The sequence below is a fragment of the Corynebacterium testudinoris genome (assembly GCF_001021045.1).
GTDB lineage: Bacteria > Actinomycetota > Actinomycetes > Mycobacteriales > Mycobacteriaceae > Corynebacterium > Corynebacterium testudinoris.
The window spans coordinates 2,153,449-2,177,469 of record NZ_CP011545.1 but is presented as its reverse complement, the minus strand read 5'-3'; the positions used below and the strand labels follow the sequence as shown (position 1 = coordinate 2,177,469).

Annotated in this window: 20 protein-coding genes, 1 tRNA gene and 1 pseudogene; 10 read left to right on the top strand and 12 right to left on the bottom strand. The window is 58.2% G+C overall.

Translation table 11 applies throughout. From position 1 onward, the window contains the following. The first annotated feature begins 2 nt into the window (after window positions 1–2). Both CTEST_RS10435 and CTEST_RS10430 read left to right on the top strand, forming a co-directional pair. Window positions 3–863, top strand: coding sequence for a MurR/RpiR family transcriptional regulator (locus CTEST_RS10435; protein ID WP_047253678.1), 861 nt, complete (start codon window positions 3–5; stop codon window positions 861–863). 70 nt (window positions 864–933) lie between these two features. Next, a complete protein-coding gene (locus tag CTEST_RS10430) occupies window positions 934–2,592 on the top strand; it encodes an NAD-dependent malic enzyme (RefSeq protein ID WP_047253677.1) in 1,659 nt (552 codons plus the stop codon). Window positions 2,593–2,964: 372 nt separating this feature from the next. Here CTEST_RS10430 and CTEST_RS10425 read toward each other — a convergent pair whose 3' ends face one another. Beyond that, the gene (locus CTEST_RS10425) at window positions 2,965–4,203 is read right to left on the bottom strand and encodes an IS256 family transposase (protein WP_047253676.1); all 1,239 of its coding nucleotides are present in this window, start codon (window positions 4,201–4,203) and stop codon (window positions 2,965–2,967) included. Window positions 4,204–4,250: 47 nt separating this feature from the next. On the opposite strand from CTEST_RS10425, the gene CTEST_RS10420 reads away from it, so the two are divergent. The 5 genes from CTEST_RS10420 (at window position 4,251) to CTEST_RS13445 (ending at window position 8,637) form a co-directional block, all read left to right on the top strand. Further along, complete coding sequence (locus CTEST_RS10420; RefSeq protein WP_330217652.1) at window positions 4,251–5,285, top strand: threonine/serine exporter family protein; 1,035 nt, start codon at window positions 4,251–4,253, stop codon at window positions 5,283–5,285. A 114-nt stretch (window positions 5,286–5,399) separates the two neighbouring features. Next, the gene (locus CTEST_RS10415) at window positions 5,400–5,984 is read left to right on the top strand and encodes a TetR/AcrR family transcriptional regulator (RefSeq protein WP_158408167.1); all 585 of its coding nucleotides are present in this window, start codon (window positions 5,400–5,402) and stop codon (window positions 5,982–5,984) included. Beyond that, window positions 5,981–6,340, top strand: coding sequence for a DoxX family protein (locus CTEST_RS10410; protein ID WP_047253674.1), 360 nt, complete (start codon window positions 5,981–5,983; stop codon window positions 6,338–6,340). Before CTEST_RS10415 ends, CTEST_RS10410 begins: the two co-directional genes overlap by 4 nt. Window positions 6,341–6,387: 47 nt before the next feature. Next, window positions 6,388–7,293 carry an MsnO8 family LLM class oxidoreductase gene (locus CTEST_RS10405; RefSeq protein ID WP_047253673.1) on the top strand — a complete coding sequence of 302 codons (906 nt, stop codon included), beginning with the start codon at window positions 6,388–6,390 and terminating at the stop codon, window positions 7,291–7,293. A 438-nt stretch (window positions 7,294–7,731) separates the two neighbouring features. Continuing rightward, window positions 7,732–8,637, top strand: a complete 906-nt coding sequence (locus CTEST_RS13445; RefSeq protein WP_083985569.1) for a LysR family transcriptional regulator — start codon at window positions 7,732–7,734, stop codon at window positions 8,635–8,637. 98 nt (window positions 8,638–8,735) lie between these two features. On the opposite strand, the gene CTEST_RS10400 is transcribed toward CTEST_RS13445, so the two are convergent. Then, entirely contained in the window at window positions 8,736–9,809 is a 1,074-nt protein-coding gene (locus CTEST_RS10400; protein ID WP_083985567.1) for a 2-keto-3-deoxygluconate permease, read from the bottom strand. 483 nt (window positions 9,810–10,292) lie between these two features. On the opposite strand from CTEST_RS10400, the pseudogene CTEST_RS10395 reads away from it, so the two are divergent. Together CTEST_RS10395 and CTEST_RS13605 are read left to right on the top strand one after the other, a co-directional pair. After that, window positions 10,293–11,432, top strand: a pseudogene (locus tag CTEST_RS10395) (ISL3 family transposase); the annotation flags it as partial. 40 nt (window positions 11,433–11,472) lie between these two features. Beyond that, window positions 11,473–11,670 carry a hypothetical protein gene (locus CTEST_RS13605; RefSeq protein ID WP_144413270.1) on the top strand — a complete coding sequence of 66 codons (198 nt, stop codon included), beginning with the start codon at window positions 11,473–11,475 and terminating at the stop codon, window positions 11,668–11,670. A gap of 64 nt (window positions 11,671–11,734) precedes the next feature. Here the strand turns inward: CTEST_RS13605 and CTEST_RS10390 are convergent, their stop codons facing one another. From CTEST_RS10390 to CTEST_RS10350, 9 genes are all read right to left on the bottom strand, one after another. Beyond that, window positions 11,735–14,296 (bottom strand): DEAD/DEAH box helicase family protein, encoded by a 2,562-nt coding sequence (locus CTEST_RS10390; protein ID WP_047253672.1) that lies wholly within the window; start codon window positions 14,294–14,296, stop codon window positions 11,735–11,737. After that, entirely contained in the window at window positions 14,289–15,863 is a 1,575-nt protein-coding gene (locus CTEST_RS10385) for an Eco57I restriction-modification methylase domain-containing protein (protein ID WP_236686085.1), read from the bottom strand. The genes CTEST_RS10390 and CTEST_RS10385 overlap by 8 nt, the downstream gene beginning before the upstream one ends. Window positions 15,864–15,961: 98 nt before the next feature. After that, complete coding sequence (locus CTEST_RS10380; protein WP_047253670.1) at window positions 15,962–16,615, bottom strand: N-6 DNA methylase; 654 nt, start codon at window positions 16,613–16,615, stop codon at window positions 15,962–15,964. A gap of 476 nt (window positions 16,616–17,091) precedes the next feature. Continuing rightward, entirely contained in the window at window positions 17,092–18,795 is a 1,704-nt protein-coding gene (locus tag CTEST_RS10375) for a hypothetical protein (RefSeq protein ID WP_047253669.1), read from the bottom strand. Between the two features lie 261 nt (window positions 18,796–19,056). Continuing rightward, window positions 19,057–19,401 carry a hypothetical protein gene (locus tag CTEST_RS10370; RefSeq protein ID WP_144413269.1) on the bottom strand — a complete coding sequence of 115 codons (345 nt, stop codon included), beginning with the start codon at window positions 19,399–19,401 and terminating at the stop codon, window positions 19,057–19,059. Between the two features lie 103 nt (window positions 19,402–19,504). Beyond that, window positions 19,505–19,577: transfer RNA gene (locus tag CTEST_RS10365), tRNA-His, on the bottom strand. Window positions 19,578–19,626: 49 nt separating this feature from the next. Continuing rightward, the gene (gene orn, locus CTEST_RS10360; RefSeq protein ID WP_047253667.1) at window positions 19,627–20,256 is read right to left on the bottom strand and encodes an oligoribonuclease; all 630 of its coding nucleotides are present in this window, start codon (window positions 20,254–20,256) and stop codon (window positions 19,627–19,629) included. A 1-nt stretch (window position 20,257) separates the two neighbouring features. Further along, complete coding sequence (cmrA, locus tag CTEST_RS10355) at window positions 20,258–21,061, bottom strand: mycolate reductase (RefSeq protein ID WP_047253666.1); 804 nt, start codon at window positions 21,059–21,061, stop codon at window positions 20,258–20,260. 55 nt (window positions 21,062–21,116) lie between these two features. After that, entirely contained in the window at window positions 21,117–21,443 is a 327-nt protein-coding gene (locus CTEST_RS10350) for a hypothetical protein (protein ID WP_047253665.1), read from the bottom strand. Between the two features lie 155 nt (window positions 21,444–21,598). Between CTEST_RS10350 and CTEST_RS10345 the strand changes: the two genes are divergently transcribed. Continuing rightward, complete coding sequence (locus CTEST_RS10345) at window positions 21,599–22,954, top strand: Na+/H+ antiporter family protein (RefSeq protein WP_047253664.1); 1,356 nt, start codon at window positions 21,599–21,601, stop codon at window positions 22,952–22,954. Here the strand turns inward: CTEST_RS10345 and CTEST_RS10340 are convergent. Then, window positions 22,951–23,757: a VOC family protein gene (locus CTEST_RS10340; RefSeq protein WP_047253663.1), complete on the bottom strand. Its 807-nt coding sequence runs from the start codon at window positions 23,755–23,757 to the stop codon at window positions 22,951–22,953. The genes CTEST_RS10345 and CTEST_RS10340 overlap by 4 nt on opposite strands. Window positions 23,758–24,021: the final 264 nt, after the last annotated feature.

Here is a 24,021-nt window from a genome sequence, read left to right as displayed (position 1 = left end):
CGATGACATGGGAAGTGCTCCGACGCACCGGCCAGGCGAATGACTTGACGACGAGTGGGCAGGCAGTCGCGCGGTTTTATGAATCATCGCTGCCCGGGGCAGCGTTCATGAACTTGCAACAGGTGGCGTCTGCCTCGGGGGTGAGCACCGCCTCGGTGACGCGCTTCGCGCGGAAGCTGGGGTTTGAGGATTTCCGGGACATGGCGGCGTCGTTAAGCACAGATGCCCGCATGGTGCTGGAACGGCCGGGGGACCGCATGGCCGCGCCGCACTCGCCGGTCGTGGTGGCCGATCGGTTTACGCTCGCCGGGGACGACCTGGATGCCACGGCTCTCTCCCTCGACGCGGAGCACGTTCAGCGGGCCATCGACGTGATGTGCGATACCTCCCGCCCCCTCATGCTGGGCGCGGTCGCTTCGGGCCAGCCGTTGCTGGAACACGTCGGACTGTTGCTGTCGTTTATCCGTGGTGGCGTGCACATCCTCGGCGGAACCGACCGATGGCCGCACGAGATCGCCGACCTGAGTAGCCAGCACGTTGTTCTCGCCACGGCCTATGACCGCGATCCGTTGCCTATTCTTCATCTCCTGGAGCGGGCGCGCGCCGTGGGGGCGACCACGATCGCGATCACGAATGTGGTGACCAGCCCGCTGTTGGCGATGGCCGACGTCCCGTTGCGCCTGCGGACGGGGCCGGGTACGCCGTTCGGGAGTCGGGTGTCCCTGCTGGCCACCCTCGAAGTTCTCCTCGAGGGGGTCGCGGATGCTCAGCCCGAGGGGCACCGGCGCGCTGATGCCATTGAGTTGTCCTTCGATGCGTTAGGCATACATCCGGCGAAAAACCCTAGACCGTTTGAAAGTTAAGTGACATACTCGGGTGGTAGCTGTTGCTGTAGCGACAGACTTTCCCGATTGGACACCGACGGAGGTCCACATGTCATCCCTTCCTGAGTCTCTTGCCGATTCTCTTGCCGATTCCCTCCACACCAAGGGAACCGCCTACACCCGTGAAGAACGAGCCAGCTTGGGCCTCATCGGTCGGTTACCCTCCGCCGTGGAGACCCTCGACCAGCAGGCTGCCCGCTGCTACGCGCAGCTGTCCTCCTACGAGGACAACCTGCAGAAGTACATCTATCTCGACCAGCTGCACAACCGCAATGAGACGGTGTATTACCGCCTGCTCACGGACCACATGTCCGAGCTCTTTCCCATCGTCTACGACCCGACCGTCGGTGAAGCGATTGAGAAATGGTCTCGCGATTACCGCCGCACGCGCGCCGTCTACCTCTCCATCGACCGCATCGAGGACATTGAGGCATCCTTCGACACCCTCGGGCTCGGCCCGGACGACGTCGACCTGCTCGTGTGCTCGGACGCGGAGGAAATCCTTGGCATCGGTGACTGGGGCGTCAACGGCACCGACATTTCCGTGGGCAAGCTGGCAATTTACACCGCCGCCGCGGGCATCCACCCGGGTCGTACCATCGCCGTCAACCTCGACTGCGGCACCAACAACGAGGACCTGCTCAACGATCCCGCCTACCTGGGCAACCGTTACTCCCGCGTCCGGGGAGAGAAGTACGACGAGTTCATCGCCGAATATCTCAAGGTTGCCGCGAAGAAGTTCCCGAATGCCCTCCTGCACTTCGAGGACTTCGGCCCCTCCAACGCCCGCCGCATCCTGGTCAACAACGCGGACACCTACCGCATCTTCAACGATGACATGCAGGGCACCGGCGCCATCGTCATGTCCGCCGTCTTCTCCGGCATGAAAGTCACCGGCCAGACCTTCGCCGACCAGCGCCTCGTCGTCTACGGCGCCGGCACCGCCGGAACCGGCATGGCCGACCAAATCCATGCCGGCATGGTGCGCGCAGGGCTGTCCCCTGCGGAGGCCACCTCCCGGATCTGGCTTATCGACGTCCGCGGTCTCGTCACCGACGACATGTCAGACCTTCCCGACTACCAACAGCCCTACGCCCGCCCCGCCGCCGAGGTGAGCGATTGGAACCGCACTGACGGCCACATCCGCCTGCTCGAGGTTATTCGCCAGGTCAAGCCCACCATCCTCATCGGCACCTCGACCGACCACGGCGCCTTCACTCGCGACGTCATCGAGGCCATGTGTGACGGCGTCGAACGCCCCATCATCCTGCCGCTGTCCAACCCCACCAGCCGCATCGAAGCAAGCCCCACCGACATCATCCCGTGGAGCAAGGGCAAGGCGCTCGTCGCCGCCGGAATCCCGATCGAACCCTTCGACTATGACGGCACCCGCTTCGTCATCGGCCAGGGCAACAACGCGCTTCTCTACCCCGGACTGGGGCTGGGAACCATCGTGTCCGGTGCCAAGCACGTCACCGACGGCATGCTCCTCGCCGCGGCCGAGGCCGTCGCATCCCAGGTCGACCCGACCTCCCTCGGCGCGGCCATCCTGCCAGATGTTGCCAACCTGCGAGCCTCCTCTGCCACGGTTGCCGTCGCGGTGGCCAAGCAGGCGGCCAAGGACCAGGTTGCCACCATCGAGCACGATGACCTGGTGCAGGCCGTGCAGGATGCCATGTGGGAACCGACCTACGCACGGGAGAACTGAGTTGGAAGAAACTGCTACGCGTGACGACGCCCAGCGGCAAGCCCTCCGGCTCATCGTCACGAATCTGCTGGCCAATGGCCACACCACACAGGGCACCATCGCTGCGGTCCAGGACGCGTCGCGGCGGTGGGGCCTCGACCTCGACGTCGTACCAAATTGGGACCACACCCTGCTGGTCAACCGGGCAAACGGGCAGGTGTATCTCGATGTACCCACCTCGCCGACTGCGGTCAACATGCACGTCGTCGCCGAGACGAAGAGAACTCTTACTTCTTCCTCGGTCAAGTCCGCGGGAGTGGTGTTTCTACCTTTCGATAAAACTGAAGGCCTAACGACCCCAAGGGCCGGCACGCACCCGATACCAATACCGGTTCATGCCACCACCTCAGCCTTCTCACCGGGGTCAATGATATTAGCCCTCATCAGCGTCTTGGTCTGCTCCAGACTCGTCAACGACATATACCGCTTCTGCTGAATCCAATCATCATGCTGCTCCGCCAACACAGCCCCCACCAAACGGATCACAGCCTCACGATTGGGAAAGATGCCCACGACATCAGTACGCCTACGGATCTCCCGATTGAGCCGCTCAGTCGGGTTATTCGACCACACCTTCTTCCACACCGACTTCGGCGTATTCGTAAACGCCAACAGCTCATCCAACGACTCCTCCAGATAGTCAGCAACATGCGGAAACCTCTGCTCGCAAAACGCCACGACCTCCCTCGCCTGGGCCCACACCGATGCTGCATCCGGTTGCTGGAAGATCGTGTGGAACATCGCCGATAACGTCGGCCACTGCGTCTTCGACACCAGCCCGGAGAGATTCTTGGCGAAATGGGTCCGACACCGCTGCCATGACGCATTCGGTAATACCTCGCCGATCGCGTGCTGGATACCCAGGTGCGCGTCACTAGTAACCAGGTACACCTCGTTAAGGCCCCTAGCCTTAAGATCCCGGAAGAACCCAGTCCACGACGCTGATGACTCTGCGGTGGCGACCTGCATGCCCAATAGTTCCCGGTAGCCTTCAGCATTAACCCCGGTGGCCAACAACACGGAGGTTTTCACCACCCGTCCGCCTTCGCGGACTTTCATGGTTAACGCGTCACACGAGACGTAGAGATACGGGCTGGTATCCAATGGTCTGGTGCGGAAGTCCTCGACCATGGTGTCGAGTTCTTTGGCCATCTCGGATACCTGGGACTTCGAGAGGTTGTTAATCCCGAGGGTGGCGACCAGGTCGTTCATCCTGCGGGTGGAGACCCCTTTGAGGTAGCAAGTGGCGATCACGGTGGTCAGGGCTCGTTCGGCTCGGGTGCGTCGTTCCAGCAGCCAGTCGGGGAAGAAGGAGCCGGTGCGTAGTTTCGGGATGGCGACGTCGATGGTGCCCACCCGGGTGTCGAGGTCGCGGTGGCGGTAGCCATTGCGGGTGTTGACGCGAGCATCGCTGGTGGTGGCGTAATCGGCGCCGCAGACCTGATCGGCCTGGGTCGACAAGATTTGGTTGATGAAGCTTTGGAGCATCTGCCGCATCAGGTCCGGCGAGGCCTGGGAGAGCAGGTCGTCGAGGTAGGTGGTCGGGTCGATAGAATGAGGGCCAGCGGCCATCGTGGGTTGTCCTTTCGAGGAGATGTAGGAGTTGATTCGAAAGGTACCTGCGGTGGTCGCCCACATTTTCCCTGGGGGTCGTCACCGGCAGCTACAGATACACCACGCTAGAGGACATAACCTCTTCCTCCGACGAGGCTGAGGTTCTAGGCCCCACGCTGTTCCAACACTCCAAGCTCAAGCCGTATTCTGACCCCGTCTTTGCCCTGGCGTGTATGACTGGAGCCACAGCGCTGGCCATCATCTTCGGTTCCCGGCAACCCCTCGAACTAGCCATCATCGCTGTGGTGGCCGGGATTGGTGGCCTCGTACGGCGACAATTGGGCCGCTTCCACGTCAGCCTCGTTGGCCAAGCCCTGGGCGCCGCACTCATCGCCGGGATCACCGCCTCTGCCGTGCATGCCGGTTCAACAGCGAACCTCTCCTTGCTCGTCGCTCTCTGCCCAGCGATGGTTTTGGTTCCCGGGCCACATCTACTCAATGGGCTTCTCGATCTAGCAGGACTCCACATCGGCATCGGGATTGGTCGCCTCACCTACGCGCTCACCATCCTCGCGGCCATCTGCGCAGGGCTCATCCTTGGGCTGATAGCAACGGGTGGGCTTCCACCCTCGAATGCCGCGGTGAACGAACCGACAATTCTGGTCGACACCGCGGCGGCCGCCGTAGCGGGCGCGTCCTACTCCGTCTACTTCGGTCTCCGCCCCCGCCACCTCATCTGGCCCGTGGCGATCGGCGCCATTGCCCATGTGGTTCGCTACGTCCTGCTCTACCAACTGGACTACAACGGAGCGGTTGCGGCCTTCGCGGCCTGCCTGGTCACGGGCCTTCTCCTCACTCCCGTTGCTCATCGCATGCACCTGCCCTTCGCAGGCATCGGCTTCGCCTCCGTGGTCGCGCTCGTGCCGGGAGTCCTGGTGTTCCGGGCCACCTCCGGAATAGTCGAACTGGCCAACAGCCCAACCACGGATTTGCTCCTCGCGACGTCGAGTGACCTTTCCAATGCCCTCCTCACGATGCTGGCCATGGGCGCTGGTCTGGTCATTGCTCATCGGCTTGCTGGGCGGTGGTGGGTGCGGTGATTCGTGGATCAAGGGACGCGTGAAGAATGCTCGGCTCCCGATCCTGGCGTTTTGCATCGCATGCGGCTAGGCTGAACGTGTTCAATGAACATGTTCAGTCTAGGGAGTGATTGCGTGAGCGAGGCGAGGGAAACTCAGAGACGCGAAACGGAATCCCGAGTGCTTAAGGCCGCTGGTGAGCTCTTCCAGGCCAAAGGCTTCGCGGTGACCACGGTTCGCGATATCGCCGCGTCGGCCGGGGTGAGTACAGGCACCGTCATGTCGGTCGGAGATAAAAACGCACTCCTCGTTGCCTGCTTCGACCGACGCATCGAGGAGATTCATCGGCGGCGAACGGAGGATTCCTTGGCAGATTCTGCGGGCGTTGCAGAGCACATCACTGCGCTGGTCAGTCCCTTCGTGGAGCTGTTCACCAGCGACCCGGAACTTTCCCGCACGTACGGTTCCGTTCTCGTTTCCGGCCACACCGAATCAAGCATCTTCACGGAACTTGCCAGTGTCCTCATTTCCGAAATCGAGACCGTGGTGCATTCCGCCGGAATACCCAACGCACATGCACTCGCTGAGAGCATCTACTTCGCCTACATCGGACGGCTTTTTACCTGGTCAGCGAAGAATGACCACGATCCCGAACAATTAAAACAAAGCCTCAACCGCATCGTCGCAGCAATCTGCCAAACACAAGGGTCCCTAGAATGAACCTTCTCCCAGAGCCCTGGTGGCTACCCGCACTGTTGGCCGCCGTACTTCTTATTGATGCGATCGCGTCGATCAAGCCTCCCAAGTTCATCAGCGACTGCCTCACCGGAGTCGGCTTCCCACGCGAATGGTGGTGGACGCTGATCGCGATCAAGCTCCTCGCGGTCACTGGACTCATCATTGGAATGTGGGTTCCCGGAGTCGGCCTCGCCGCCACCTGCGGAGTTATCGCCTACTTCCTCTGCGCAGCCGCCGCCCACCTCCGGGCCCGCTTCACCGGAGTGTCCTTTTGGATGAACTGCCTCGGCATGCTTGCCTTTTCGGTCCTCGTGCTCGTGTTCTCTTTCCTGCTGTAGGCCCGTGCGCTGGGGAGGTTGCCCAGGCTCCGCCTACTCTGGGGGCCATGCGTTTCTCTGTCCTCGACCGGGCCAATGCCATCGGCGGCTCATCCACCACGGCGGATGTCCTGCAGGGAGTGATTGACCACGCCCGCCACGTTGAGGCCCTTGGTTTCGACCGCTTCCTCGTTGCCGAACATCACGGCGTCCCAGGCATCCCCGGGACACAGCCGGCGATGCTAGCCACTGCCGTCGGCGCGGGCACCAGTCGAATCCGGGTGGGTACAGCGGGAATCATGCTTCCGGCGCACCAGCCGCTCATTGTTGCTGAGCAAATCGCCACCCTGGAGGCTCTGTACCCAGGGCGAGTCGACGCCGGCATCGGCTCCTCTGTCGGCTTTACCGCCGACGTGCGGGCTGCGCTGCGCCAGGGGGATCCTGCCGAACTGAAGAAAGCCTACCCTGCGGACCTGCGGGAAATGCTCGGACACCTGGACACCGCCACTCCCATATGGCTGCTCGCAGGCTTCCGCTCTGTGCACCTCGCCGCTGAGCTCGGCCTCGGGGTTATCCTCGGCGGCCCAAACCAAGTAGATGCAGCCGACCTCTACCGCCGCGCCTTCCGTCCCGGGCTTATCGACGCCCCGCAGGTCATTCACTCCCTCAACGTCGCCGTCGCCGACACGACGGACGCGGCCCGCGACCTACTCCTTCCGGAGGCGTGGGCGCAGGCCCGCGCCCGCAGCACCGGAGTGTTTGAAGCCCTCCTTCCGGTGGATGAGCTCCCCGTGCCAAGCGACGCCGAAAGGCGCCGGATGGCGCAAACCTTGGAGATGGCGGTGTGGGGGACCCCGCGGGAAGTGGAGAAGCAACTGCGGGTAATGGGGGAGGTGCTGGTAACCGGCGGGATGAGTGACCTTGCTGGACGGGCCCGGTCGGAGGAGCAGCTGGCGGAGATGATGGACGCTTGATGCCGTGAGGACGCGTGTGAAAGGAGACTGCATGCAGTGCTTAGTGCGATTGTTTCAGGTGTGTGGGGACTCCGCTGGGAGCTGCAGAAACGCCACGCCAACGGACGCAGCCAACTGGTAATCCTGACTTAGGTCATTTGTGTGAGGCGTAAATTATATTGGCGCCTGCTGCGGGGGATATAGATCGCGTGTGAGGAATATTCCTGACTAAGCGGGTAGTAATGGGAGTGGTTGTAGGCTGTTGGCTATGTCTCTGCCACGGATCCGGACGGTGCCCACTGCGGGTGGCCGACGGACACCAATTGGGGGACATTTTCAATTAGTCTTGTGATTTGCAAGCTGAGCTCTAAGGAGAGGAATAGCCAGTCATCAAGAATGCGCCTTTCTCCTGGAATTGAAACCCATAGAAGACTTGCCATCTACGGATAGGACTGTACGTTGATCGAGTCACGCCAACTTCTGTATTTCTTAGCTGTTGCACGCGCTAAAAACTTCAGTCGCGCAGCGGAGGCACTAGAAATTTCCCAACCACCACTATCAAGGCAAATTAAATCACTTGAAGATCGCCTCGACACCACACTCTTCTACCGCTCGAGCCAGGGTGTCGAGCTCACGTCCGCTGGGGAATTCTTGGCCGAGCAAGCACCGGCATTGATCAATGAAATGAGAGATCTTGAACGAGATGTCCATGCTATAGGATCAGGCCGAGCCGGTGTGCTGCGCCTAGGGTTCGTGGGAACAGCAACCTTTCAGCTAATGCCGAAGCTTCTAGTAGAAATTAAGGACCGGCTCCCAAACATAGAAGTTCGCGTGAGCGGCGAGAAATTGACCCCGGAATTAGAGAATTTACTTTTAAAGCGAAAAATTGACGCCGCGATTCTACGACCACCTGTCTCATCTCACGAAATTGTGTTGGAGAGCTTTGGAATAGATGATTTTTCCTTAGCTGTTGGACCACACCATCCACTGTTAAAAATAGACGGGCCCGTGCCCTTCTCGTTGCTCGCCGAACACACAATTGTCGCTTTCCAAGAAGGTTCTGCGGCTGAGCAGATCACTCGACGGGCCGCAAATCGGGCTGGTTTTAACCTTCAGATTGCACAACACGCCCCGGAGACGTCGACAGTCCTGGCATTGGTTGCCTCAGGAATCGGTGTAGCAATCGTGCCTCGAGGTTCAATTCCAGAACCGATGGGTGTTTTGCGTATGCTTGATTTATCAGACGGTCCGAAGATCGGGCTTTCGATGGCCTGGCTGAAAGACAATCGGTCACCCATTCTGAGAAGGCTATTGCCCATGATCAAGGTTGCGGCACTAGAATCTCGCAAAGCAAAAATGCCATAAAGAGTCGGCGGCGAGGTAGACAAATTGGAGTATCACTATGCCACGAGGACCGATGTGAGCTAGCGGGGAGCTAGTGGACTGTCCGACTCAGTGGCGACTCACGAGGCACCATGGGAGGAAGATCGAGACACATCTACAACCGACCCCAATTCCACCCTTCCGTCCCCCCGTTCGTCGAAATACGCATCCTCAGCTTCCTTGGTGATACCACGCTTGACCTGCCATCGGGAGACGAATGCGACGAGGAACGGAGTGATGAAGGCGGTCACAACTACTGCCGCAGCAATCTGGGCCGTTGCCTCTCCCTGAATGACGGAAAATGAAGGGTCAATCGCAGAAATTGCCGCAGGAGTAGCGATTGCATTGCCCGCGACGGCGCTCTCTGCGATACCAGAAATAATGTTTCGAGCTGGTTTGGGCGTCCTGCGAGCTCTATGCCATAGATGAACACCAAGGATAGCAAAACCCCCAGAGAGAACCACCGTTACTAAACCAAGTACAATTCCTGCTAATCCTGAGGTAAGTAACACGCTAAAGTCAATGGATGCACCTATTGCGAAAGCGACGAACGGAATAATTAGGCTCTGACCTGGAGCCAAGAACGATCGTGCAATGGATGAAAAATTTCCTAGGACGAAGCCAAGTATCATGGGAAATATTGCCGCAAAGAGTGCAGTCACAGGAAACTGAGCTACTCCGGCCACTCCCAAGGCAATCATGGTAAGAAACGGACCATCATTGATTGACAGAACAGAAATTGCACCCTTATCGGTTTTCGATCCAAATTGCTGCATCAGCGCACTATAAAGAGAACCGTTAGAGTTAGACATTGCCGCTATGATCGCCAGAGGTAGAAGTCCCCATAACTCACCATTTGGGGCAAAAAATGCAACGGAGAGACCGACAATGGCCGCAACGCTAAACTTAGCAATGAGGAGTACTAGGCCCTTTTCCAGAGATGGTGCCGCAGTCTTTAGGCTAATCTGAGATCCCACCGCAAGGAAGAAAATTCCTATCAGCACTGCAGTTCCGTCACGAAAGAGTGCAGTTGTGAAGCTGCCAATACCAAGAATGCTAGGTATAAAGGTATTAATTATCGCACCAAAGAAGAGCGGGACAATCATCAGTGCACCTGGAATCCGACTAATAACGCGGAAGATAGAATCCAACATGGTTTCCCTTTCTTGCCATTGCCAAGGTGCACGCTTCTTGCGACCTTGACGCTAGCTGTAGGCTGTACGGAGCAAATCTTTTGATCTGTCTCATATATTGACGCCAAAAGGAAGAAATTGGAAATACTCAAACTGCATAGGGATCTCTGTTTTAGGTATTTACGCACTCCATGGCCCATTCTAGTGGGGGTAGAAAGGGGTGAATCTCTGAACAGCTTCATCGTGTCCCGGAAATGCAGCTTAGGATTAAAGCTAATGAGTTTGGCCTTGGTGATCGAACTGGCCTATTTATCGCGTCACCAAGTGTGCGAGTGGAGTCTCGAAGTTTCGCTTGAAATAGAGGCGTGGGGTCCCCAGGAGCCGGCATGAGCGAGAGGGACAGATTGAATTCCTTTACCCATCATTGACGCGACTTAGACCATTTGGGTGTAGCGCAGCTACTATTGATGCCCGGTGCGGGGGATACAGATCGCGTGTGATGCGCACTCCTGGCTAGGCGGGTTGTCAAGCTCGGGGTTCTCCACCCGACTCCACGTGCGGATACCTCGATTTAGCTGCACGAATGAGTCGTGTCCGAGGAAAATCTTTCAGGCGTCCTTGCGCTGCGCGGATAACGGATCCAAGCTCACCCACCGAGTAACCCGATGGATCCTTCAACGACTAGCGATTGACCGAATGAGTATCGCTGCGACAGCCACAGCACTCGGTGTGGGCTGGGAGCTGGTCAACCAGGTCGCCCTTAATGCCTGCCGCCAGCTTGTCTACGACAACCCCCACCACCTAGACGGTGTGCGGATCTTGGGGGTTGATGAGCACGTCTGGAAACACACCCGACAGCCAGGCCAACCATCATCGTTGGTCACCATCCTCGTTGACCTGCCCCCACTAGTCGATGGGCGTGGCCCTGCCCGACTGCTGGTCATCCGCCCCGGGCGCAGTGCTGAGGTTTTATGTAGCTGGTTGCAGGAACGAAGCGAAAGTTTCCGGCAGCAGGTGCAGGTGGTGACGATGGATGGGTTCACCGGCTATGCCAGTGTTGTCGACGAGGTCCTCCCAGAAGCGGTCAAGGTGATGGATCCTTTTCATGTGGTGCATTTGGCTGCGGACAAGCTCACCGGGTGTCGGCAGCGACTCCAGCGTGAGACTACTGGGCGTCGCGGGCGCTCAGACGATCCGTTGTACAAGCATCGCCGTACCTTGTTGACCAGGACGGATTTCCTGACGCAGCGGCAACGATACCACCTGGAGATGTTGTGGGCGGCTGATGATGAGTACGTGGCATTGGAAGTGACGTGGCTGTTTTATCAGGACTTGATTGCCGCGTATGGGCATCCGAAGAAGTCTGAGGGTAGGAAGCTGATGGAACGGGTCATCAACACGATCCGCAAGGGCGTGCCGGCGGGTCTAGAAGAGCTTGCTCAGTTGGGGCGGACGTTGTGGCGTCGGCGTGTGGATGTGTTGGCGTATTTCGGTGTTGGGGGGTCGAATGGGCCGGTGGAGGCGATCAACGGCCGGTTAGAGCATCTACGTGGGATTGCGTTGGGGTTTAGGAACCTGGACCACTACATCTTGCGGTGCCTGATTCATTCTGGGCAGCTACAGGGACGGATCAACGCACTCTAAATCGTGAAGAGCCTGTTTCGGACGCATAGGGTTATCGCTGATGGCTGCAGAAACACCACGCTACCGGACGCATCCAACTGGCACTGCTAAGGCTTCATTGATGCTCTTTCTTTCTGCAACTGGCGATGTTCGTCGTGGCCGTAAAAAACAGTCTATGGCGGCGATGGTTGTGTTCACGCAGATCCTGTCCCTCCCGGTCCTAGTTTCCATTGGCTTCTTTCTTTCGAACGGACGCTAAGTGGGCCTCTTCGTAGCCGGCGTAAGAAAGCTCCCACTGGGGCTCAGGATGTGTTGAGACGCGGCTATTCCTGGTCGATCGCAACGACGGTGTCATAAAGGCCATAGTGGAGAAGTCCCTTGTGGGACTCGATGCCGGTGTAGGATAGGGAAGAATCCTCGTAGCGGCGGAATGCGAAGACAGCCTGGTTCATGTGGGTGGCATTGAAAACTCCGAGGTTGACTAATGAGTTGAAGTCAGCCACGGTTAGGCCGGTGACGGCCTTGAACAGGTCGGGCTCCAACTTTGTGATTACATCTTGGAGGGTGTTCTCGCGGAAGTCCGTGAGATACATGAACGCGGGGATACGCGTCGCGAACTTGATGAGTTTCTCTTGGATTTGTTTGCGCTTCGACTTGTAGTCCTTTTCTTCCGCCGACAGCTCCCTTTTCTCCCTCGTGGTCAATTCTGCGCCGCGTTCCTTCTTTGTTGCCTTGACCTGTTCGGACTTGTTGACCACGGTCTCAAAGATTGCGGACCCGAGGGCGCGGAAGCCCTCGATGTTCATGACGGCGTTCATGGCATCCTCATTTCCCATGATGCGGCGTAGCGTATCGTTGTCCACGTTGACGAGGATCGCGGACTCCCATTTACGTGCCAATAGGGTGGCAGAGGTGCCGGACATCGCAATGTCGAGAATGCCGCCAGCATCGACCTGGGTCATGTTCGATCCGTCGTAGGCCAATACTGGGAGGAATTTCACTAACTCCTCGACCGCGTGCTCCGGGTTAGGTGCTTCGGGGGACAGGCCGATCCCATAGTCCGAGATCTGGCGTAAGGCCCTCGTGGGGGCGAAGTCGAAGACGAAGCAGGCGGGCTTAAGGATCAGCTCCTCACTCGGATCAACCCCATCGGGGTTCTTGATTGACCACGGGGACTGAACACGAAACGCCGCCTGGAAGTAAGTCTCAGGAGAGTTGAGATTGCGAAGCATGAGGATCGCCGACCACTGCTTGACCGTCACACCGGTCGTCAACTTCCCGCATGACAGGGTGATAGTCTTCGTCGTATGTCCATCCTTGATCGCTTCGCGCACCGGTGGCAATGCGCTTAGTCCGATACCCGCATCAGGACCGGCGACGGTGAGCACCTGGTAGTCACGCCAGAATACGTTTTGCTGCTCAGCGAGGAGGTTTTCCATGGCATGGCAGGCGGCTACGGTTGGCAGGAACCAGAACGAGTGCTGAAGATACGGGAGTAGCCGAGCATCCGAGTACGGGAACGGCGGACGGGTGCCCATACGCATGGCATCCAGCTGAGTGGGAATGTGGGCACCACGGATGATGTCCAGCCACTTTTGCACGTCCGTCTTGTGGGCGAACGCAGCCATCTTGCCAGCGCCGGATGCTTTAAAAAAGGCGTTTAAGTCGAACTCATCGAACTCACCCTGGCTGGCCACCGATACAAGTTCGTCGGGCATCTGGTAGGTGAACAGTCGCATCTCCGGCAACGCGCCATACGGGTTCCACTTTTCTGGATGGTCCGATGAGTACTGGGCTTTAGCACGTTGCTCGTCTGTGTAGGTCCAGTTGAAGATCTGTTCCTCAATGAACTCACCAGTCGCAAGGGCCTTGAACGGTGTACCCGATAGGTACAGGTACGCTCGGGTCGTGATGGGGAGGAAGTTATCTTCGTCGTTTCCCAACTCATCAAGTTCTTCATCGAAGGTGACCAGCCCATCGTGATACTCGGCGGCAATTTCCTTCTTGGCAACATTCTCATCCTCGCCTTCGAAGAGTTCTTTCGCAGACTCCCGCCAGGCCCCGAAGTGGTATTCGTCGAAGATCACCAGGTCCCACGGCGTGGTATGGACCCATTCGTTCTTAGGTTTGATAAGTCCGGTCTTCTTTTCCCTCCCAAGCAGGTCCTGGAACGATCCGAAGTACACGAGGGGACGATCGTGGTCCATTTGGTCAGGAGTGCCGCCTGTAGTCTGGGAGAGGTACTGCCACCCGTCGAAGTCTGCATGAGATTCGAGGTCCGTTTGCCAGGCGTCTTCTACTGCAGGCTTGAAGGTCACGACTAGGATCCGTCGGGCTTCCATTTTCTTGGCCAGCTGGTAGGAGGCGAAGGTTTTGCCGAACCGCATTTTGGCGTTCCACAAAAAGCGCGGGATATTTGTTGGGTCCTCAGCCCAAATCGATTCGTAATACTCGGTTGTTTTCTCTACGGCTTCTTTCTGTTCGGGACGCATGGCAAAGGTCTCGTGGTGTGTCCCGGACAGCTGGACTCCGGTGCGAAGCTCAGTGATCGTCGTGCGTACGTCGTCGGGTGTGCAGCGTATCCACTCGCGCGACGAACCGAAAACTGGGTTCTCAAAGCCTTTTGCTACTAGGCGACGTCGCACCTCCGTGTCGCGGAAGACCGAGCCATCTTCCCGTTCGGCGGGTTCATCAACGTGAAGGGTATAAGGATGTTGCATTTGACCTTGGGACTCGCGGATACGATCGTTGACATCTGATTTCTTCGTCTGCCCAACCTTGATGAGCCCCGCATAGTCGGTGGGTGGATTGTGAGGAGTCCAAGCATAGATCCGCAGCCGGGCCACCGGCTTCTGGGGAAATAGCTCCTCGTCTGGTCTACTCATCGTTCAATTCCATCGGCCGAATTCTTGACTCGATGTAGCTGGTCTCGCTGTCCGTCAGCCCGTACTTTTCGTAGAGTTCAGCGTCGGTCCACTCGCGATCCCATGCCTGTAGTGGCACCCATTGGTAGGTGGAGTGGGTAGCATCCTGTGTGATCTTCCGCAAGGAGACAAGGTAACGGAAGAATTTCGTCGCGTAGTACGAGCGTATGCTGCGGATCTCACTCTCCGTTTGTGCGTAAAAGAACAAAAATGACTGTGTGCAGACTGACGGGGATGGAGCAATTTGTGAAGGGCCCAGTACTAGGTCCACGCCAGACTTCTCGCGCTCTCGACCGGAGCCGGTCTTCGGGACGAGCAGCTTCCACGTGTCAATGAGCTCGGGACTTTTCGTCACCTCATTCTTTGCTATGTACCCCGTCCTGCGCTTCTTGGGCCCGGAGTCCCCGTTCTTGCCTTTCTTGGTGCCGATGTAGTAGAGGGCAACATCTCCTGATTTTTCAGATGAATGGAAACCAGTGAAGTTCGAAGTCCATCCGAACTCTTTGTCGTGTGCCAGAATTGTGTTGACCGAAGGCTCGGCTTGGGCGATTACCTTGCGGAGAATAGGAAGTGCTCTTGCGTCACGGATGAGAATGTCGAATTCATTGAGCTGACGTGACTCCGGACCGGTCGTCTCTCCACCCCATATGCTCGTTACGTTGCAGCGCCCTTCGTAGTTGAAGTCCCATAAAAAGTAGCATGCCCCTCCGTTTATACCCACTTCGGGAAAGACCTCGGCAGCATTAGGGTAGTCGATTAGATCCCTGATGCGAGTGTCGTTCAGCATCGATTTCCGGAATTCAGTCAGCCCGAGCCCGGTTGCCATCCATCTGGAGGGAATGACCATCGTGAGGAATCGGGGTTCAAGTCTCTTGGCTTGTTCCACGAAGTGCTGGTAGATTGGGACATCGCGTGTGTGATCGTCTGAGCCTAGCTGGTAGGGCGGGTTGCCGATGATCACGTCGAACTGCATGTTGTCTCCGAACAGCTCATTGATGCGAGCTTTGATGTCGTCTGTGTGGATGAATGCGTAAGCGTAAGTCTCTAGCTTCACGCCTCGGTTATACGAGTTTTCCTTGGCCCCGCAATACTGGCATTTGCGGTTTGTGTTGACGGCCTTTTGGTGACTAGTTAGGGGGTCGGTGCGGTACTCACGTTTGCCACCCGTCCATGTGTGTTCGGTCCTTTGGAACCAGATGTTCCCGTCCGGATTTTCGAAGGACGTCGCGATGGAGTGTGGACCGTTGGCGAACTTGGAGCAGTACACAGACCTGCGAGCCAGGAGGGCAGTGAGTTGAGTAATGCCAATACCGTAAACCTGGCGCTGGAGAATGTGGTTCACGCGCTCGGTCCTGTCCGGGATCTCGCGGTGTAGTCCGTCAGTGAGGCGGCGGGTGATCTCTCGTAGGAATACACCTGATTTGGTGAACGGGTCGAGGAACTTCACGCGTGGGTCGGCCCAAATATCAGCGCCGCCGTGAGAGTCGGACCACCGCTGTGCCAGGAGGTCGAGCATGGCGTTAGCCATTTCGGGTGGTGTGAAGACTTCATCATTCGATAGGTTTGCAATACAGGTCAGCACGTCTGGGTTGTGTCCGCGCAGTGCGAACGGGGCCCGAGTTAGACTCATTCGGAGTCCACCTGCCCCGCCAGGTCCGCTACCGTCATCGTTGGATAGGTCGTCTGCGGTGCGAAGAGGTCGGCTCCCATGTCCTCGAACAGAGATCCTTCAGACTCCCACGTGGAGCGCTTCGTCAGCTCATCGTAGCGGAAGTCGCGGCGCTGGAACTTTCCCTTGCCCAGGTAACCCCATTCGGCGAACATGATTCTAGCCCCATTGGGCGTCGTCATGGTGAGCGCGTCACCCCGTACGATATTGACCGCGAGGATGGCTCGGGCTGCTCGGGCCCACTCGTCGTCCGTATCGATGCCAAGAAAGGTATTGAACAAGGTCATTAGGTTGTCCCGGCACTCCTGAGCGTTGTCAGGCAGCAATTCAATTCCATAGATACACATCAATGCGAACAGGGCGTAGTGACGCTTTTCGAAGTCGTTTTTGCCATGCTTATTTGCCACGGTTAAGAGTTTGCGGGTGAGGACAGGAACCAAGAAGTTTCCCGATCCGCAGGCGGGTTCCAGAACTCGCGAGTCGATGCGCTCAGTTTCCTCCTGGACCAGGTCGAGCATGTCCTCAACCATCCACGTGGGGGTGAAGACTTCGCCGTGGTCGACAACGCGCTGCTTGGACTTGACCAAGCGTTCTGTCTCGCTGTTACTCATTGCTTTGCATCCTTTCTTTTGCAATAGTCACGGAAGGAACCCTCGCTTGCGCGGGAAGCGTCGCTGACTGCCGCTCCGATTCGGGCCCAGCAGTCGGCGGCCTCCATGGTTGACAGTTCCGCAAACAGCCGATCTTGTGGGCGCGCGGGCCCATGTCTGCGATCCGTGCGTTAACGGTGTGGTTGGTGAAACCAAGATACGTTGCGATCGCATCTGTGGAAAGGTATGGCAAACTCATGGTTCGCTCCTCCGGTGGGCCAGGCAGATGCCTTCATCTAAAATAAGAATACGGGTTGAGTGTGGCATGACCCTGATCTAGCTGGAAACGATAGTTATTGAGTGGCCCCGCTGCCGATCTGGAGCGAGACGATGGCTCAATAGTGCGAATCCTTCTTGCGACGGGGCAACTGACAGAAATCGCGTGTCCGGGCCGGCTAATCTTGAAGCGCAGGTTCCAGCAGCAAGCCCAAGTGAGGCTAAGAGTCCACTGCTAGGTCCGGTGTTGAGCTCTTCTCAATTGCGGCCGGATCATGCCCTGCACGGGATGCCCTGCCGGACAGAACTGAAACCAAGTTCTCGATGTCCTCGGTGTTCGCATCGTCGGGGAACATCCAGTGCAGGTCACCCTTCTCTGTAAGAACGTCGATCTGGCGACGGGCGCTGCTTTCCTGCTGGGTATGGCCTCGCACATATTGAACTGCGTCCAATGGGTAAACTGAGCTAAGGTCACCAAGTTTCAAGAGGTTCTCCGGGATAGCGGTAATGATTCGCCTGTCGGTAACCGCCACAAAGGTGCTCGATGCGACCTTTTCCTTGATCGGGCGGGCTAAACCGGGTGTGAGTGCGTCCCAGGAAGCATCGACTCTTCTATCGAGAATTTTTGAGGTTACACCAGCGGAGTTAGATTTACCTACTTCATACGGGAAGGCCACGCTGAGAAGTGTCTCTCCGTCTTCAAGAGAGAAACTTAGAGCATGCAGATATGGGCCGAGATCGAAGTCCTCTGGTGCGCACACGGCATCAGGGGCAGCTGGTATTTGGGCCTCCGGCTGGAGAATAGCAGCCAACGGGCCAATTGTATCTAGGAGCTCTTGACAGGTTAGCTTGGAAATCTTGGCTCCCTTCCGCTTTTTCGTGAGTGGAAGAGTTGCGCGACCGGGAAGTTCGGCGATCTTTCGTAGCTCGCGGACTAATGAATTTGTAAGTTGTCGGATTTCCTGGAGGGACTCTTCGATCTCGGCTGGAAGTTCCCGAGTGATCATTTCCAAGAGCTTTACTTCACTCTCGTCATTGATAATTCTCTTTTTTGTCATCGCAGCTCGGAGGGCCTGGTACTCCGCATAGACTTTTAGCGTTCTGAGCAGGGCGTAGGTGTCAAAAAAGATAGCTTCCGCATTATACTGGAGGTACTCGCTGCGAGCGTGGTCGCCAAGTTTTCCTAGCTCCTCGATGTGATCTTTAACATTCTTGCGGTACAGGTCTACTTGTTGGTCGATTTCAGATCCAATGGAGGCGATGGGCTCCCATACTGAATTGGTCACGGCATCGAGCTCGCAAGCTTCCTTCATGGCCCGATTTACGGACTTGACTAGACCTTCTAACTCCGCCCACTGCTTGTTTCGCATAGTTTTAAGCGTCTTGGCTGTCAGCTGGATATTAGATTGAACGAGGCTGGAAACCTCGCTGATCTGCATTTGGACTGCAATCATTGCCACAGCTGGTCCTATGGCTGCTAGGGCAGCAGCAGGAGTTAACGCGACTGGAATGAAACGGGCTTGTGCAACAATCTCTCCATTTCGGAGGATCGCCCCAAGCTTGGCGCCATCTTTCGCCGCCATTTCTCCGCCACTCTTCAGCAGAGTCAAAGTCGCATCGTTGACGCGAAACAGACCTTGTGCTCCAACTGCAGCTTCTCCAAGGTTTCCAGCAATTGTGACAGAATTCCCGAGGGAACCCAGAGCAGTAGATAGCTGGGATCGGTCGATAAAAGGAATCATGTCGAGGCTAATGAGTTCAAGGCCAGGGGGAATCTCGCCGAAAACCACTGCTACGCCGGGTGAGACCTCGATGAGGGTGGTGGAAGTTGGAAGATCAATCGCGTCGGAGTTGCTCTGACTGCCTTCCTCAGCTTCCGCGCCAAAGGTTTCATCCTTATCGGGCACGTCGCGTGCATCATCCATGGGGCTCTCCTTCTCGCCGGTGTGGTCGCCTGGTGCATCCTTTCGGCGGCGAGACTGAGCTTAACAGCCGCCCATGACATTGCCTTGGGTTTCGCTGGGCACCCTCCCAAATTGAGGTAGCTGGGAAGCGGGATTTGCTGCACTTTTGGTTCGATCCAGGTGGCGTGGTGACCATGGATGACACACATTTTCGATCGTCTGGAATGGTACCAACGGGAGTCGAAAGCCCGACGTCAGGAAGCGAAAACTCTTCCTGCGTGGCTAAACACGCCCCCGCTTCCAAGCAACCACGGAAGCAACCGATCCCACCACGAAAATGACAGTCCAGATAATCGTGCTGAGCAGGCTCGCAAAGCTGTAGCCGACTGGATCGGTCAGTGGGGCGTACATCGTCCACCCGAAGTCGGATTGCATTGGTGCCTGCGGAACTAGGCGGAAAACAGTCACGAGGGCTGCGAAGACGGTCACGGGGAAGGTGACCCAGAACCATGGAAACGTGGTGCTTTCCTGATTTCCTCGCCGCGGAAGGACGGACCGATACACTCCAACAACGATCAACACGGTGAGGACCAGCGCAGCAAAGAGGATGAGGTTGTCAAAGATCATGACGCCCATCTTGCCCCACAACCCCCAGATCCCACCGAAGAAACAACGAAGCAGTCCGCGGCAAGTTAAATGAATAACGAACCGCGGACTGCTCCTACTTTTGGGTGGCTGACGGGGCTCGAACCCGCGACACCCAGGATCACAACCTGGTGCTCTACCAGCTGAACTACAGCCACCATCGCTGCGCAATTGCAGCGTGATCAAGATTAACGCACAGAGCTGATTTTACAAAAACTGCTGGTAGGACTCGGTAGCGGCGTTGGCTTCGGTGGAGGCTTCGTCGGAGGTGGGGCCGGGGAGGTCGACGAAGATGGAGCGTCGGTAGTAGTCGAGTTCGCGGATGGATTCGACGATGTCGGCAAGCGCGCGGTGGGCGAGGCCCTTGGTGGGCTGGTTGAAGTAGGCCTTGGGGTACCAGCGGCGGGCGAGTTCTTTGATGGAGGAAACGTCGACCATGCGGTAGTGGAGGGCGGCGTCGAGACGCGGCATTTGTTCGCGGATGAACATGCGGTCGGTGGCGATGGAATTGCCGGCCAGCGGGGCGGGATGTTCGGGGGAGCAGTGGGTCGCGATGAGGTCGAGGACCGCGTCCTCGGCCTCTTTCATGGTGACGGTCGACTCGCGGATTTGGGCGGTGAGGCCGGAGTTGTTGTGCATGGTGGTGACGAAATCATCCATGTGCGCCAGCTCTTCCTCGGTGGCGTGGACGACGAGATCGACGCCTTCGCCGAGTATGTTGAGGTCGGCGTCGGTGACCAGCGCTGCGACTTCGACGATGACGTGGCGATGCACGTCGAGGCCCGTCATCTCCAGATCGACCCAGACGAGGCGGTCATTCTTGGCGGGTGTGGTCATGTCAGTTTCCCATCTTTGCGTAGAAATGCCCCATGAGCGGCGCGAGCAGCCCCGTCGGCGCTACCTTGGAGACAGCGTTCATCGCCTTGCTCAGCGGGCCGGGCACGACGCGCCGCTGGTTCTTCGACATCGCTTCGAGGGTCTCACGCGAGCACGATTCGTAAGTCGTCCACAGAAAATCCGGAACAACCTTATCGACGATCGATTTTTCCTCATCAGGCACCACAGCCTCCCGGACTGGCCCAGGGGCCAGCAGAGTGCAATGAATGCCCAATGGCTTCAACTCGTAGTGCAGGGCTTCGGTGAAGGCGTTGACGCCCGCCTTCGTGAAAACGTAGGTGGCATTGTTCGGGATCGGCACGTTGCCTGCCGCAGACCCGACGTTGCAGATCGCGCCATCCTTACGCTCCGCCATCCCCTTGAGCACCGCATGCGTCAGGCGGTGGACTGCCGTCGCATTGAGGTTGAACTGATCGACCTCGTAGTTCCAATCCTGCTTTAGCAGGGGCCCGAACGACGCAATGCCGGCGGAATTGATGAGGATGGAGACCTCGCGGGCGTCGATAAGCTCAATGAGGCGAGTGACCTCATGGTGCTTGCTCAAGTCGCACGCAACGACCTCCACCGTGACGCCGTGGCGGTTCTCCAACTCGGCGGCGAGTTCACGCAGCACCGCGTCGCGGCGGGCGACGATGATCAAGCTGTGACCCATCGATGCCAGGTCACGCGCCATCGCCTTGCCGATGCCCTGGCTGGCGCCGGTCACGAGCGCGCGGGATGTCGAGCTAGGGGAGGGGAGGGGCATACGAATTCCTGTCTGTCTAACACTGCTCACCAATGGCGATTTCTTGGTAGCCAGCTTAGGTGCTCGGCCCAACTTCGTCCGTGGCGCCCTCACCGAGTGCCGCAACCTTGTCCAGCACGCGGTTGGCTTTCGCGATCTCGTCGTCGCACCACTCGTCGGGGTTGGTGAGCACTTTGCGAGCGTTCTCGATGACGTCGTGTGGGACAGGAGTGACTTGCTTGCGGTCGAACATGTCTAGCAGGTCTTCCACGCCGTTTCGGTACTCGCCGTATCCCATGCTGATAGAGGCACGGTAAGCCCAGTCCGCATCGTCGGCATGGCGGAGCAGGGCGGCCTCGGCCGCGGCGTAGCGGTCTATTCCAGGAAGTAGCTCGTTGTTCATTACCACCGAGGTTAGGGTGCCGCACAGACATTGCCCGCTGTTCTTAGCTCGGCCGTTCGACGGGATGACGAAGAAATGACGAAAATTACCCCTACGCCCTAACCCTCCGGATCAAAAGCGCACCGTGGGGGCGGCCTGGTTTTATAGTGAGTCGCATGAATGCCGTCCTCATAGCCGTCCTCGTGATGCTCATCCTCGCTGTGTCCAGGGTCCATGTGGTCCTGGCCCTGTTCATCGGTGCCCTCGTGGGTGGCCTCCTGGGCGGTCTGGGCCTGGAGGGGACGATGGTCGCTTTCCAGGACGGGCTGTCGGGCGGTGCACAGATTGCGCTGAGTTACGCCCTGCTGGGTGCCTTCGCGATGGCGGTGGCGAGTTCCGGGCTACCAGCGCTGTTGGCCAATTGGTTGATTAATAAGCTTGATGTCAGTTCGGAGTCGGGGAAGAAGTCCCTGGTGGCGATGACGAAGTGGGGCATGGTCGCCGGTATTTTGGCGATGTCGATCATGAGCCAGAATCTTATCCCGGTGCATATTGCGTTTATTCCGCTGATCATTCCGCCGCTGCTGGCGATCTTTAATCGGTTGAAGATTGACCGTCGTCTCATTGCTTGCGTGCTGACGTTTGGCCTGGTCACTACGTACATGTGGATTCCGGTGGGCTTCGGCAATATCTTCCTCAATGATATTTTGCTTGGCAATATTGAGCGCGCGGGCATGGATACCAGCGGAATTAACATCATTTCCACGATGGCTATCCCGGCGATGGGCATGATTGTGGGTCTGCTCATCGCGGTGTTTTTCACGTACCGCAAGCCGCGCATCTACGCCGACAAGCCGATCATTGGCGGCACGGAGACCCACGAGGAGGAGATTTCTCGCTACCGGGTGACGGTTGCGATTATCGCGATCATCGCCACCTTCGTTATCCAGGTGGTCATGCAGGTCAGCGGCTCGGAGGCGAATTCGCTGCTCATCGGCGCCCTGACCGGCCTGGCTATCTTCATGGGAACCGGCGCAGTGCGGTGGAATCAGGCGGATGACATCTTCACCTCCGGAATGCGGATGATGGCGCTCATCGGCTTCATCATGATCACTGCACAGGGCTTCGCCGCTGTTATGAGCGCCACCGGAGAAGTGGAGTCCCTGGTCAATACCTCGGCGGAGATGTTCGCCGGGAACAAGGCAGCCGCGGCGATGGCGATGCTCATCGTCGGGCTCATCGTCACCATGGGTATTGGTTCCAGCTTCTCGACGCTCCCGATCATCGCCACCATCTACGTCCCGCTCTGCCTGGCCCTGGGTTTCTCACCCGTTGCGACGGTCGCCATCATCGGCACCGCCGGCGCCCTCGGCGATGCCGGTTCCCCGGCATCGGACTCCACGTTGGGCCCGACATCGGGCCTCAACGCCGACGGCCAGCACGATCACATCCGGGATTCGGTCATCCCGACGTTCATCCACTTCAACATCCCGCTGCTCATCTCCGGTTTCATCGCAGCGATGGTGCTTTAGCCTTCGACGCTGACGATCTGGAAGGTGCCACCTTGGGGGTCCGCGACCGTCGCCACGCGACCGAAGGGAGAGTCCATCGGACCGTCCAGGACCGCACCACCGAGCTCAACGATCTGGGCGGCCGTGGCATCGGTGTCTGAGACACCGATGTACGCGCGCCAGTAGCTGGGAACCTCGGCCGGGAGGAAGCTGTCGGCCTCGCAGAGCCCCGCCGAAGCCTCCTCACCTGCGCCGTTGGTGGCGTAGCGGATGCCTGAGGTCGGGGGCGAGTCAACCGGCTGACCATCCTCACCCATGTAGGCGAGGTTCCACCCGAGAGCCTCCTGATAGAAATCCGCAGCAGCCTGGAAGTCCTTGCTCATCTGCTCAAACCACACGGGCGTGCCCGGCTGGCCGTTGAAGGCAAGGCCGGGGAATTCCTTGGCCTCCCAGAACCCCACCCCGGCGCCGGCAGGATCGAAGAGAATGGCCATCGATCCCAGCTCACCGACCTCCATCGCCGGAACAACGACGGTCGCACCGGCCTTCTCCGCAGCCGCCACAGCTGCCGCGCAATCCTCCACCGCCAGGTAGACGGTCCACGCGGTCGGGTACTCCGGCTCCTCGAGCGGGCCATCGGGACCCATGAGCGAACTCATCATGCCGCCGACGGGAACGCCATTCTTGGTAGCGATGCGATATCCACCGAACTCCGCCGCACCCTCGGGAACATCCCAGCCGAACACTTGTGAATAGAAGGAGACGGACCCATCGATGTCGTGGGTACCAAGGTCAATCCAGATGGGGCTGCCGGTGCGTGCCATGGTCGAAGGCTCCTAGCTTGAGGGATCGGGGACCTTCGGGAGCGAAGGCCCACGCGATTCTACGCCCGGAAATGTGTGCTGTGCCACAGGGCCAGATCGCGGGGTTCGGGTTCCGGTCGTGATCAGGAAGTCGCGATCTACATGGATTCTCTAGGATGTAAAAACCAATTTGCTGCGACCTGCGGAAACGCGAAAGGGCCTGACGTATTCTAGAGAATCCTTGTAGGTAGGCCATGGCGGCTTTGAGCGCCCCCAGCAGTGTCT